10 protein-coding genes are annotated in these 13,312 nt (G+C 71.7%); 6 read left to right on the plus strand and 4 right to left on the minus strand.

The window, feature by feature from the left end; genetic code table 11:
- Positions 1-27: 27 nt before the first annotated feature.
- Entirely contained in the window at positions 28-2,742 is a 2,715-nt protein-coding gene (acnA, locus tag ACZ6JY_RS08030; protein WP_469193404.1) for an aconitate hydratase AcnA, read from the minus strand.
- A 410-nt stretch (positions 2,743-3,152) separates the two neighbouring features.
- Here acnA and ACZ6JY_RS08035 point away from each other — a divergent pair, with 410 nt between their 5' ends.
- Together ACZ6JY_RS08035 and ACZ6JY_RS08040 are read left to right on the plus strand one after the other, a co-directional pair.
- Positions 3,153-3,767, plus strand: a complete 615-nt coding sequence (locus ACZ6JY_RS08035) for an RNA polymerase sigma factor (protein WP_469193406.1) — start codon at positions 3,153-3,155, stop codon at positions 3,765-3,767.
- Positions 3,760-4,128 (plus strand): hypothetical protein, encoded by a 369-nt coding sequence (locus ACZ6JY_RS08040; protein ID WP_469193408.1) that lies wholly within the window; start codon positions 3,760-3,762, stop codon positions 4,126-4,128. The genes ACZ6JY_RS08035 and ACZ6JY_RS08040 overlap by 8 nt, the downstream gene beginning before the upstream one ends.
- Positions 4,129-4,185: 57 nt before the next feature.
- Here ACZ6JY_RS08040 and ACZ6JY_RS08045 read toward each other — a convergent pair whose 3' ends face one another.
- Positions 4,186-5,085: a sigma-70 family RNA polymerase sigma factor gene (locus ACZ6JY_RS08045; RefSeq protein WP_469193409.1), complete on the minus strand. Its 900-nt coding sequence runs from the start codon at positions 5,083-5,085 to the stop codon at positions 4,186-4,188.
- Positions 5,086-5,525: 440 nt separating this feature from the next.
- Here ACZ6JY_RS08045 and ACZ6JY_RS08050 point away from each other — a divergent pair, with 440 nt between their 5' ends.
- Positions 5,526-6,629 carry an alkene reductase gene (locus ACZ6JY_RS08050; protein WP_469193411.1) on the plus strand — a complete coding sequence of 368 codons (1,104 nt, stop codon included), beginning with the start codon at positions 5,526-5,528 and terminating at the stop codon, positions 6,627-6,629.
- Between the two features lie 282 nt (positions 6,630-6,911).
- A complete protein-coding gene (locus tag ACZ6JY_RS08055; RefSeq protein WP_469193413.1) occupies positions 6,912-8,441 on the plus strand; it encodes a helix-turn-helix domain-containing protein in 1,530 nt (509 codons plus the stop codon).
- A 600-nt stretch (positions 8,442-9,041) separates the two neighbouring features.
- Here the strand turns inward: ACZ6JY_RS08055 and ACZ6JY_RS08060 are convergent.
- Both ACZ6JY_RS08060 and ACZ6JY_RS08065 read right to left on the minus strand, forming a co-directional pair.
- Entirely contained in the window at positions 9,042-9,440 is a 399-nt protein-coding gene (locus tag ACZ6JY_RS08060; protein ID WP_469193415.1) for a RidA family protein, read from the minus strand.
- Positions 9,441-9,566: 126 nt separating this feature from the next.
- Complete coding sequence (locus ACZ6JY_RS08065) at positions 9,567-10,730, minus strand: acyl-CoA dehydrogenase family protein (RefSeq protein WP_469193417.1); 1,164 nt, start codon at positions 10,728-10,730, stop codon at positions 9,567-9,569.
- Between the two features lie 109 nt (positions 10,731-10,839).
- Here ACZ6JY_RS08065 and ACZ6JY_RS08070 point away from each other — a divergent pair, with 109 nt between their 5' ends.
- A complete protein-coding gene (locus ACZ6JY_RS08070) occupies positions 10,840-12,486 on the plus strand; it encodes an AMP-binding protein (RefSeq protein WP_469193419.1) in 1,647 nt (548 codons plus the stop codon).
- A 4-nt stretch (positions 12,487-12,490) separates the two neighbouring features.
- Positions 12,491-13,309, plus strand: a complete 819-nt coding sequence (locus tag ACZ6JY_RS08075; protein ID WP_469193421.1) for a PaaX family transcriptional regulator — start codon at positions 12,491-12,493, stop codon at positions 13,307-13,309.
- Positions 13,310-13,312 lie beyond the last annotated feature (3 nt).

Below are 13,312 nucleotides of genomic sequence, written 5' to 3' on the forward strand. Positions count from 1 at the left end.
CCTCAACTGCTCGCCGTACGCGCTGACTTACTTGCGGATCAGGCTGCGCAGCACGTACTGCATGATGCCGCCGTTGCGGTAGTAGTCGGCCTCGCCGGGCGTGTCGATGCGGACGACCGCGTCGAACTCCACACCGGAGTCGGTGGTGACCTTGACCGTGCGGGGCGTCGAGCCGTTGTTCAGCTCGGTCACGCCGGAGAAGGAGAAGGTCTCCTCGCCCGTCAGGCCGAGGGACGCGGCGGTCTGGCCCTCCGGGTACTGGAGCGGGAGGACGCCCATGCCGATGAGGTTCGAGCGGTGGATGCGCTCGTACGACTCGGCGATGACGGCCTTGACGCCGAGGAGCGCGGTGCCCTTGGCGGCCCAGTCGCGGGACGAGCCGGAGCCGTACTCCTTGCCCGCGAGGACGACCAGCGGGATGCCCTGGTCGATGTAGTTGCGCGAGGCGTCGTAGATGAACGAGACCGGCGCGTCCTCCTGCGTGAAGTCACGCGTGAAGCCGCCCTCGGTGCCCGGCGCGATCTGGTTGCGCAGGCGGATGTTGGCGAACGTACCGCGGATCATGACCTCGTGGTTGCCTCGGCGCGAGCCGTAGGAGTTGAAGTCGCGGCGCTGCACGCCGTGCTCCGTGAGGTACTTGCCGGCCGGGGTGTCGGCCTTGATCGCACCGGCCGGGGAGATGTGGTCGGTGGTGACCGAGTCGCCCAGCTTGGCCAGGACGCGGGCGCCCGTGATGTCGGGGACCGGGGTGGTCTCCATCGTCATGCCCTCGAAGTACGGGGGCTTGCGGACGTACGTCGACTCGGTGTCCCACTCGAAGGTGTTGCCGGTGGGGATCGACAGCGCCTGCCACTGGGCGTCGCCCGCGAAGACGTCCTGGTAGGACTTGTTGAACATGTCCTCGCCGATGGAGTTGGCGACGACGTCGTTGACCTCGGCCTCGGAGGGCCAGATGTCCTTGAGGTAGACCGGGTTGCCGTCCTGGTCGGCGCCCAGGGCCTCGGTGGTGATGTCGACCTTCATCGAGCCGGCGAGGGCGTACGCGACGACCAGCGGCGGGGACGCCAGGTAGTTCATCTTGACGTCGGGGTTGATGCGGCCCTCGAAGTTCCGGTTACCGGAGAGGACGGACGTCACGGCCAGGTCGTGGTCGTTGACGGCCTTCGAGACCTCGTCGGGCAGCGGGCCCGAGTTGCCGATGCAGGTGGTGCAGCCGTAGCCGACGAGGTTGAAGCCGACCTTGTCGAGGTAGGGGGTGAGCCCCGCCTTGTCGAAGTAGTCGGTGACGACCTTCGAGCCGGGCGCGAGGGTGGTCTTGACCCACGGCTTGCGGGTCAGACCCTTCTCGACGGCCTTCTTCGCGACGAGCGCGGCGGCGACCATCACGTACGGGTTCGAGGTGTTGGTGCAGGAGGTGATCGCGGCGACGGTGACGGCGCCGTGGTCCAGCTCGTACGTCGAGCCGTCGGGGGCGGTCACGAGGACCGGGTTCGACGGGACGCCGTTCGTGGTCGCCGGGGAGTCGGAGGCCGGGAAGGACTCCTTGCCCGCCTCGTCCACGCTGTCCACGTAGTTGCGGACGTCGCTCTTGAACTGCTCGGCGGCGTTGGCGAGGACGATGCGGTCCTGCGGACGCTTGGGACCGGCGATCGACGGAACGACCGTGGAGAGGTCCAGCTCGAGCTTCTCGGAGAAGTCGGGCTCGGCGGCCGGGTCCAGCCAGAGGCCCTGCTCCTTGGCGTACGCCTCGACGAGCGCGACCTGCTGCTCGTCGCGGCCGGTCAGGCGCAGGTACTTCAGCGTCTCGTCGTCGATCGGGAAGATCGCGGCGGTGGAGCCGAACTCCGGCGACATGTTGCCGATGGTGGCGCGGTTCGCGAGCGAGGTGGCGGAGACGCCCTCACCGTAGAACTCGACGAACTTGCCGACGACGCCGTGCTTGCGCAGCATCTCGGTGATCGTGAGGACGAGGTCCGTGGCGGTGGTGCCCGGCTTCAGCTCACCGGTCAGCTTGAAGCCGACGACGCGCGGGATGAGCATGGAGACCGGCTGGCCCAGCATCGCGGCCTCGGCCTCGATGCCGCCGACGCCCCAGCCCAGGACGCCCAGGCCGTTGACCATCGTGGTGTGCGAGTCGGTGCCGACGAGGGTGTCGGGGTAGGCCTGGCCGTTGCGGACCATGACCGTGCGCGCCAGGTGCTCGATGTTGACCTGGTGGACGATGCCGGTGCCCGGGGGGACGACCTTGAACTCGTCGAAGGCGGTCTGGCCCCAGCGCAGGAACTGGTAGCGCTCCTTGTTGCGGCCGTACTCCAGCTCCACGTTCTGGCCGAAGGCGTCCGCCGTGCCGAACTTGTCGGCGATCACGGAGTGATCGATGACCAGCTCGGCCGGGGCCAGCGGGTTGATCTTCGCCGGGTCGCCGCCGAGCTCCTTGACGGCCTCACGCATGGTGGCGAGGTCCACCACGCAGGGCACGCCGGTGAAGTCCTGCATGATCACGCGGGCGGGCGTGAACTGGATCTCCTGCGCGGGCTGGGCCTGCGAGTCCCAGTTGCCGAGGGCACTGATGTGGTCGGCGGTGATGTTCGCGCCGTCCTCGGTACGGAGCAGGTTCTCAAGCAGGACCTTCAGGCTGTAGGGAAGGCGTGCGGAGCCCTCGACCTTGTCCAGCTTGAAGATCTCGTACGACTCGTCGCCCACGCGCAGCGTGCTGCGGGCGTCGAAGCTGTTCGCCGACACGACAGTCTCCTTCTATTTTGTGCGCGTTTCCGTCACATCCTGCCGCCACGACTCCTCGTCGATCCGCTAAGGTAAGGCTTAGTTAGGTAACCCTTACCGAGTGGCGGCTTCTGGTGCGCCTCGGCAGATATCTCGATGTCGAGATAACTCTAGTACATGACCCGCCCGCGCGACGAGGCACGCCCGGCTGTCCGCCGCGCCGACGTGTCATACGTGACGTTCCGACCTCCCCGCCTCTCCGTACCTCTCCGGCTGAATCCTTTGTGGTGGCCCGTGCCTCTTATTGGTGTGCCGTCAGACGTCGGCACGGGATCCGGAGGTAGTCGTGGTCATCGGAATCGGTATCGCAGCAGTCGTCATGGTGCTGCTCTGCACCTGCGTGTTCGTCGTCAAGCGCAGGCGAGCCGGGCGTGGCTGACTCCGCCTGGCCGGACGAACGACTGGTCGCCGCCGCGCGGAGCGGTGACCTCGACTCGATCGCCGCGTTGGTGTCGGGCTCGCACCCGAACGTGCGGCGGTTCGCCCGTTCCCTCTGCGCCACCCCGGAGGACGCGGAGGACGCGGCGCAGGAAGCCTTGATCATCCTGTACCGCAAGATCGGGACGTTACGGGCCTCCGGCGCCCTGGCGTCGTGGATGTTCCGCATAGTCCGCAACGAGTGCCTCCGGCGTGCGCGGGCCCGGCTGCGGGACCACGGCGCACCGCTGCGGGAGGACACCCCCGTGGCCTCGGCCGAGGACGAGGTCCTCCAGCGCATGGACGCGGGCAGGGTGGCGGCGGCGGTCGCCGCGCTGCCCCCCGACCAGCGTCGCGTACTGATCATGCGGGACGTCCAGGGCCACAGCGGCCGGATGGTCGCCGATGCGCTGGGCCTCAGTACGGCGGCGATGAAGTCCCGTCTGCACCGGGCCCGTGCGGCGGTCCAGCGGACGCTGCGGGCGGATCCCGGGTCAGCTTCCGCGTCTGCCGCCGGATCAGCCGCCGGATCAGCTCCTGTATCAGCCTCTGGAGGGCACGATGACTGAACGCGGGTCTGGGTCCGGCTCCCGCCCCGGGGGTCCCGACTATGCGAGCAAGTCCCTCGCCGAGCACATCGTGCGCGGTGTCGTGGGGTTCGGCTCGCTGGTCGGGTCGGTCGCTCTCATCCCGGTGGTCGGACTGGTCAGCCTGGTTCTGCTGCCGGTCGGCCTGCTCTCCCTGCGGGGCTGCCCCACGTGCTGGGCGGTCGGGCTGATGCAGACCATCTCTCGGGGCCGTCTCCAGCGCTCCTGCGAGAACGGCCGGTGCAGTCTGACCACAGCCGGCCACGGCACGCACGGCCGGGACAGCGGGGACGGCGGGGACGCCAGGGACAGCGGGGTGGGGCTGCCGACAGCCACCCGGTAGGCGTCAGGCGTCCGGTAGACGTCAGGCGTCCGGTAGGCGTCAGGCGTCCGGTAGGCGTCAGGCCTCCGGCAGCAGCGTCACGTGCAGCTCCCGGAGCCGGGCGCGGTCGGCGATCACCTCGTACGCGGCCACCCGCCCGGCCTCCGCGCTGATCAGCAGCGCCAGGAGCAGCCGCCCGCGCGGGGCGACGACCAGGCCCACAGAGCCGTCGATCAGCACCGCCTCGGCACAGCGGGCGTTGCGCCGCAGGAGCACGCTCTCCTCCGCCACGGCCCTGGCGCCCCGCAGCTCCGCCGCCCGGCCCGCCGGAAGCGTTGCGGGGTCCGCCCTGCGTACGACATCCGGGGCGAGGACCGCGAGCAGGGCTTCGAGGTCGCCGCTGCGGGCCGCCGCGAGGAAGGTCTCGACGACCCGGCGGTCCCGTACGAGCCGCGGGGCGGTGGCGCGCGGTGTGCCGCGGACCTTCTGCCGGGCCCGGCTCGCGAGCTTCTTCGTGGCGACCGGGGTGCGCTCCACCACGGGGGCGATGTCCACGAACGGCACGGCGAACAGGTCGTGCAGTACGAAGGCCACCCGTTCGGCGGGGCCCAGCGTGTCGAGGACGACGAGCAGCGCGCGGCCCACCGAGTCGGCGAGCAGTACTTCCTCCTCGGGCCCCGCGGCCTCCCCGAACGTCCCGGACGTCCCGGACGCCCCGGACGCCGCCACGGGCTCGGGCAGCCGCTCCCCCGCCGGCTCTTCATGGCGGAACGCGGCGGAACGCAGCAGATCGAGGCAGATGCGGGAGACGACGGTACGCAGCCAGCCGGCGAGGTTTCCGATCGCGTCGGCGTCGGCACGGCTGAGCCGCAGCCAGGCCTCCTGTACGACGTCGTCGGCGTCGCCGAGCGAGCCGAGCATCCGGTGGGCGATGCCGCGCAGGTGGCCGCGGTGCGCCTCGAACCGCTCCGCGAGCAATTCCTGCCGCCCGCCGTGTGAGCCTCTACCTGGCCGCGCACGTCGCCGCGCACTTCGCAGCGCACCTCGCCATGCCCGTCGCCGTACACCCCGCCGTACGCCTCGCCGTACGCGTCCCCGTGCGCCTCGCCGTGCGCGTCCCCGTGCGCGTCCCCGTGCGCGTCCCCGTACGCCTCGCCATGCCCGTCCCCGTACACCCCGCCGTGCGCGTCCCCGTACACCCCGCCGTGCGCGTCCCCGTACACCCCGCCGTGCGCGTCCCCGTCCCCGTCCCGATCCATCGGTCACCTTTCCTCGTCGTGTCCCGTCACCTACATGACGTACGCGGCCGAGCCGCGGTGACCATTCCCGTCACCCGATTGCCGTCACCAGATTGCTGCCGCCCGATTCCTGTCGCCCCATTCCTGTCGCCCCATTCCCGTCGCCGATGGAGGAACGCCATGACCACCACCCTCAGCACCCAACCCCTGCTGCGCGGCCTCGACCTGGGCGGGCTTCGCCTGCCGAACCGCGTGGTGATGGCCCCGGCCACGCGGGCCCGCGCCACGAACGCCGCCCTCGCGCCGACCGGGCTGCACGCCACGTACTACGGGCAGCGGGCCGGGGCGGGGCTGATCGTCACCGAGGGGACCTGGGTCAGCGAGCGCGCGATCGGCTTCGTCGACGTGCCCGGGATCTTCAGCGAGGCGCAGGTCGCGGGGTGGCGCGGGGTCACCGAGGCGGTGCACGGCCTCGGCGGCCGCATCGTGCTCCAGCTCTGGCACACGGGCGCGGCTTCGCACCCCGATCACCTGGGCGGCGCACTGCCGCTCGGCCCCTCGGCGGTCAACCCCGGCGAGAGGTCCTTCACCTCCGACGGGTTCAAGGCGACCGTCACGCCGCGCGCGATGACACTGGCGGACATCCGGGCGACGGTCGAGGAGTACCGCCTGGCCTCGGCGAACGCCCGGCGGGCCGGGTTCGACGGGGTGGAGATCGGCGCTCTCGGCCTGTTCCTGCTCGCCCAGTTCCTCAACCCGGCGCTCAACTGCCGTACCGACGCCTACGGCGGTGACCTCGCGGGGCGGCGGCGTCTGCTGCTCGACGTGATCGACGCGACGGCTGCCGCGTGGGACGGGCGGGGCGTGGGCGTCCGCCTCTCGCCGTACTGGCACGGCGGCAGTTTCACCGCCGACGCGGCGACGCTCGCCTCGTACGACGAACTGGTCGCCGTGCTGAACGACCACCCCGTGGCGTATCTGCACCTGCGGGGGCGGGACAGCGACGACCCCGGCGAGGACTTCGGGGAGTTCGGGGAGTTCGCCCGCTACCGGCGGCTCTTCCGAGGCCCCCTGATCGTGAACAACGGCTTCGACCGGGTCTCGGCGAACGCCGCCGTCGAGGAGGGCGTGGCCGACGCCGTGTCCTTCGCCCGGCACTTCATCGCCAATCCCGACCTGGTCAGCCGGTTCGCCGCGGGCCGCGAGCCGGCGCCGGGCGACCCGGCCACGTACTACCGCGGAGGGGCGCAGGGGTACGTCGACCAACCCTCGGCGGCGGGCTGAGCCCGCGCCCTCCAGGCCCGGGGCGGTGATGTGACGCGGCGTCCGGTGACCGTGACCGGCGATCGGCGATCGGCGATCGGTGTCCGGTCACCGGATCGGCGCTGCCGGGATGCGCCTCACGCGCGTCGGGGGCAGAGTGGGTGCACGACGGCAGTCGTCTGGCCCCGCATGGGCACCCACATGGGCACCCACATGGGCACCCGTTGGCCCTCGTTGGCCTCGCCCCCCTTATGGCTCACCCCAGCGCGCGCGTCATCTCATATCTGAGATAACCTGCTGCACATGGCAGACGACTACCTCGTACGCATCGGCAAGCTCATCCGCGACGCCCGCCAGCACAGGGGCTGGACGCAGACGCAGCTCGCCGACGCGCTCTCCACAAGTCAGAGCGCGGTGAACCGCATCGAGCGCGGCAACCAGAACATCAGCCTTGAGATGATCGCCCGTATCGGCGAGGCGCTCGACAGCGAAATCGTGTCGCTCGGCTATGCCGGGCCGATGCACCTGCGAGTGGTCGGCGGACGCCGGCTCTCCGGCTCCATCGACGTCAAGACGAGCAAGAACGCGTGCGTGGCGCTGCTCTGCGCCTCCCTGCTCAACAAGGGCCGGACCGTGCTGCGCCGCGTCGCCCGCATCGAGGAGGTGTACCGCCTCCTGGAGGTGCTCAACTCCATCGGCGTACGCACCCGTTGGATCAACGACGGCGTCGACCTGGAGATCGTGCCGCCCGTGAAGCTGGAGATGGACGCCATCGACGCGGAGGCGGCGCGCCGCACCCGCTCGATCATCATGTTCCTCGGCCCGCTGCTGCACCGCATGGACCGCTTCAAGCTCCCGTACGCGGGCGGCTGCGACCTCGGCACCCGCACGATCGAGCCGCACATGATCGCGCTGCGCCGGTTCGGCCTCGAAATCGCCGCCACCGAGGGGCTGTACCACGCCGAGGTCGCGCGCAACGTCACCCCCGACCGGCCCATCGTCCTCACCGAACGCGGGGACACCGTCACGGAGAACGCGCTGCTCGCCGCCGCCCGCAGCGAGGGCACCACGGTGATCCGCAACGCCTCGTCGAACTACATGGTCCAGGACCTGTGCTTCTTCCTGGAGGCGCTCGGCGTGCGGGTCGAGGGCATCGGCACGACGACGCTGACCGTGCACGGCGTCCCGACCATCGACGTCGACGTGGACTACTCCCCCTCCGAGGACCCGGTCGAGGCGATGAGCCTGCTGGCCGCCGCCGTCGTCACGGAGTCGAAGCTGACGGTGTGCCGGGTGCCGATCGAGTTCCTGGAGATCGAGCTCGCGGTCCTGGAGGAGATGGGCCTCGACCACGACCGCACGGCGGAGTACTTCGCCGACAACGGCCGTACGCGCCTGATCGACCTCACGGTCCGGCCCTCCAAGCTGGAGGCGCCGATCGACAAGATCCACCCGATGCCGTTCCCCGGCCTGAACATCGACAACGTCCCCTTCTTCGCGGCCATCGCGGCGGCGGCGCAGGGCAAGACGCTGATCCACGACTGGGTCTACGACAACCGCGCGATCTACCTCACCGACCTCAACCGCCTCGGCGGCCACCTCCAGCTCCTGGACCCCCACCGCGTCCTGGTGGAGGGCCCGACCCGCTGGCGCGCCGCCGAGATGATGTGCCCGCCGGCCCTGCGCCCCGCCGTGGTCGTACTGCTTGCGATGATGGCGGCCGAGGGCACGTCGGTGCTGCGCAACGTATACGTCATCAACCGCGGCTACGAGGAGCTGGCGGAGCGCCTGAACTCGGTGGGCGCGCAGATCGAGACGTTCCGGGACATCTGACCGAGGATGCCGCCGTCCGTGTGCCTACGTCACTGGTGCCCCGGGGGAAGCGGGCCGATGTCGGAGTGGCGGCCCGGGCGCAGTGACGCGTGTCGCCGGCCGGGGCCCGGTCGAGGGCGGGGCGCCGACCCCGGTGGCGTTCTCAAGGATCTGGTCGTTGGTCAGCCGCACCACCGCGAACTGTGCCGAGGCCAGCGGTCCGCGCAGCCCCGCCTGGGCCATGGCCGAGCGCACGACACCCAGGAGCGCCGCTTGACCGAAATGCATGACCCAGTTCACCAGCAGTGGCTGCTTGCCCGGGCGTTCGGGCAAGCCGGTCAGGCGCAGCAGCGTGGCAGCTGACGGTCCAGCGGGATGCCTCGCTGCTCAAGCGGATTGAACGTCACGTGGTGCCTCCTGGGACAGGACAACGTTGCGGACTGCCGAGTACCCCGCCGCAGGCGACGAGCACGGCCCCGCTCTCGAGTCTGGGCGCAACCGGTGGGTTCCAGCCACCGCTGGCGCGCCGGGCCGCCGCGGTTCGCTCTGCTGGGCCGGCCGAGATGCCGGGGCGCTCAAGTCCGGTACGGCCGGCCACTCAGTCCGGTCCAGTACGGCCACTCAGTCGAGTACGGCCACCCCGTCCAGCTCCACCATCGCCTGCTCGTCCCAGAGACGGACCGTGCCGATCACCGCCATCGCGGGGTAGTCGCGGCCCGCCAGCCTCTTCCAGATACGGCCCAGCTCGGGGGCGCGGGCCCGGTAGTCGGCGACGTCCGTGGCGTAGACGGTGACGCGGGCGAGGTCGGCGGGGGTGCCGCCCGCGTGGCGCAGGGCGGTGAGGAGATTGGTGAGGGCACGCTCGAACTGCTCGGGCAGGGTCACTCCGGTGACCTCGCCCTCACCGTCCAGGGCGGTCTGCCCCGCGAGAAACACGAGCCGTGCCCCGCTGGCCGTGACGGCATGCGAGAAGCCGGCGGGCGGGGAGAGCTCGGCGGGATTGACGCGATTCAGGGCCATGGGGCTACGACTCCTCGGTCGAAGGGGCGTACAGGGAAGCGCCCCGTCAGGGGCGCGGGGAACGGCGCGACAAGCCACGACGCGCCCGCGGAACAAGAACCGCCCAAGCCCCCGCCGGGCACCGCACTACGCATAAAGCTCCTTCGCGATGATGGTCCGCTGTACCTCGCTCGCCCCCTCATAGATACGGGGCGCCCGCACCTCGCGGTAGAGGTGTTCGAGGAGGTGCCCCCGCTGAAGCGCCCGCGCGCCGTGCAACTGGACGGCCGCGTCGACCACGTACTGCGCCGTCTCCGTGGCCAGCAGCTTCGCCATCGCTGCGCGGCGCGCGATGCCGGGGGCACGCGGGCCCTCGTGGTCGTAGGCCGACGCCGCCGCGTAGACCATCAGGCGCGCCGCCTCCGTACGGGTCGCCATCTCGGCGACCTGGTGGGCCACCGACTGGAGGTCCGCCAAGGTCCCGCCGAACGCGTCCCGCCGCGCGGTATGGGCGAGGGTCGCGTCCAGGGCCGCGGACGCCATGCCCACCGCGAACGCGCCGACGCTGGGCCGGAAGCGGTTCAGCGTGGTCATCGCCACGCGGAAGCCGCGGTCCACCTCGCCGATGACGTCCTCGGGGCCGACGCGGACGCCGTCGAAGGCGAGCGCGCCGATCGGGTGCGGGGAGAGCATGTCGAGGGCGGTGCCGGTCAGGCCCTCGCGGTCGGCGGGGACCAGGAAGGCGGTGACGCCGCGGGCCCCCGCGCCCTGTGCCGTACGGGCGAAGACGGTGTAGAAGTCGGCCTCGGGGGCGTTGGAGATCCAGCACTTCTCGCCGGTCAGGCGCCAGCCGACGGGACCGTCCGGGACCGCCGCGAGGGACAGGGCCGCCGCGTCCGATCCTGCCCCCGGCTCGGAGAGCGCGAACGCCGCGACGGCGCGGCCTGCCGCCGCCTCCGGCAGCCACCGCTCGCGCTGGGCGGCGGTGCCGTACGCGTACACGGGGTGGGCGCCGAGCCCTTGCAGCGCGAGCGCCGTCTCGGCCTCGGTGCAGGCGTAGGCGAGGGATTCGCGCATCAGGCAGAGCCCCAGGGCTCCTGAACCGGCGTCCTCACTCCCGGGCCCCCCGTCCGCGCCGGGCCCCTCGAACAGCCGTCCAAGGAGCCCCAGTTCCCCCAGCGCCTCGACCAGTGGCCGGTTCACATGGCCGGGGGTGCCCTTCTCCGCCAGGGGGCGCAGGCGGTCGGCGGTCAGTGCGCGCAGCTCCGCGCACCAGGCGGTTTGTGCTGGATCGAGAGCGAATGTCGGCATCCCCGTCCCCTCCTTTATCGCGCACCGTTGACTGTCGTCACCATCACGATACGCTCGTCGGGCGAGCCCACCACAGCGCCCGTCCGGCAGGCAAGGGGGCAGAGCCGCCATGGCAACCAACGGCATCCCAGGGCTGACACCATCCGGCCACGCAGACAGCTTCGCCAGGGACCACCTCCCGCCGCGCGAGCAGTGGCCCGCCCTCGTCCACGACCGCCCCGAGCTGCACTACCCCGCCCGCCTCAACTGCGGCGCCGAACTGCTCGACCGGACGGTGGCGCGGCACGGCGCCGGGCGTCCCGCCTTCCACGCCGCGTCCGGCGAGACCTGGACGTACGGCGAACTGCGCGGCCACGTCGACCGGATCGCCCACGTGCTCACCGACGATCTCGGCGTCCTGCCCGGCCGGCGCGTACTGCTCCGCGGGCCCACCACCCCGTGGCTCGCGGCCTGCTGGCTCGCGGTCATGAAGGCGGGCGCGGTCGCCGTGACCGTCCTCGCCCAGCAGCGCGCGCAGGAGCTGGCCACCATGTGCGAGATCGCCGAGGTGCGGCACGCACTGTGTGATGTACGGTCGGTCGACGACCTGATCAAGGCCGGGGTGCCCGGCCTGGGCATCACCACGTACGGGGGTGACGGGCCCGAGGATCTGCTCGTGCGCGCCGCCGGGCACCCCGAGCCGTACGAAGCCGTCGACACCGCGGCCGACGACGTCGCGCTCATCGCGTTCACGTCAGGGACCACGGGCCGCCCCAAGGGCTGCATGCACTTCCACCGCGACGTGCTCGGCATCGCCGACACCTTCGCGCGGCACATACTGAAACCGACCGCCGACGACGTGTTCGCCGGCAGTCCCCCGCTCGGCTTCACCTTCGGCCTCGGCGGGCTCGTCATCTTCCCGCTGCGCTTCGGCGCCTCGTCCGTCCTGCTCGAACAGGCGGGCCCGAGGCAACTCCTCCCGGCCATCGGACGGCACGGGATATCGGTGCTGTTCACCGCCCCGACCGCGTACCGCACGATGCTGGACGAACTCGACGCGTACGACGTCTCCTCCCTGCGGCGCTGCGTGTCGGCGGGCGAGAACCTGCCCGCGGCCACCTGGCAGGCCTGGAACGAGCGCACGGGGCACCGCATCATCAACGGCATCGGCGCGACCGAGCTGCTCCACATCTTCATCTCCGCCGCCGACGACGCGATACGGCCCGGCACCACGGGACGCCCCGTCCCCGGCTGGCACGCGCGCGTGGTCGACGATTCCGGCGCCCCGCTGCCGGACGGCGAGCCCGGACTGCTCGCGGTGCGCGGCCCCGTCGGCTGCCGCTACCTCTCCGACGAGCGCCAGCTCCACTACGTACGGCACGGCTGGAACATCACCGGCGACACCTACGTCAGGGACGCCGACGGCTACTTCCGCTACGTCGCGCGCGCCGACGACATGATCATCTCCGCCGGGTACAACATCGCGGGCCCCGAGGTCGAGGAGGCCCTGCTGCGCCACCCCGACGTGGCGGAGACGGCGGTGGTCGGCCGCCCCGACGAGCTGCGCGGCCAGGTGGCCGTGGCGTACGTGGTCCCGCGTGCGGGGACCGAGCCGGACGCGGACCGGCTGCGGGACTTCGTGAAGGCGGAGCTGGTGCCCTACAAGTGCCCCAGGGAGATCGTCTTCCTGGACGCGCTGCCCCGGACCGCGACCGGCAAGCTCCAGCGCTTCCGGCTGCGGGGCCGGACAGCGGGCGGGCCGGGGCCCGTAGAGTGATCACGTGTCCGAGCAGCACACTCCACGGTCCCTGATCGTCACCTTCTACGGCGCCTACGGCCGGGCCGCACCAGGCCCCGTACCGGTCGCCGACCTGGTGCGCCTTCTCGCGCCGGTCGGCGTCGACGCGCCGTCGGTGCGCTCGTCGGTCTCGCGGCTCAAGCGGCGCGGCCTGCTCGTGCCCGCGCGCACGGAAGGAGGCGCGGCGGGGTACGCGCTCTCGCCGGACGCCCGTCAGCTCCTGGAGGACGGCGACCGCCGCATCTACGGCACGGCCGCCGCCGGGCGCGAGGGCGGCTGGGTCCTCGCCGTGTTCTCCGTGCCCGAGGCCGAGCGGCACAAGCGGCACGTGCTCCGCTCCCGCCTGGCGGGCCTGGGGTTCGGCACGGCCGCGCCGGGCGTCTGGATCGCCCCCGCGCACCTCTACGAAGAGACCAGGCACACCCTGGAGCGCCTGCAACTGGCCTCCTACGTGGACCTGTTCCGCGGCGAACACCTGGGCTACGCCCCGACCGCCGAGGCGGTGTCCCGCTGGTGGGACCTCACCTCGCTGGCCAAGCAGCACGAGGCATTCCTGGACCGCCATGAGCCGGTGCTCCGCTCCTGGGAGGCCCGCGAGGGCGCCGACCCGGCGCCGCGGGAGGCGTACCGCGACTACCTCCTGGCCCTCGACTCCTGGCGGCAGCTCCCCTACGCCGACCCCGGGCTCCCCGCCGAGCTGCTCCCCGCCGACTGGCCCGGCGCCCGCTCTGCCGCGGTGTTCACGGCGCTCGACGGCAGGCTCCGGGCGGCCGGGGCGCTCTTCGTGGCGTCGGGCGGCTGACCG

The sequence above is a fragment of the Streptomyces sp. NPDC046335 genome (genome assembly GCF_055587985.1).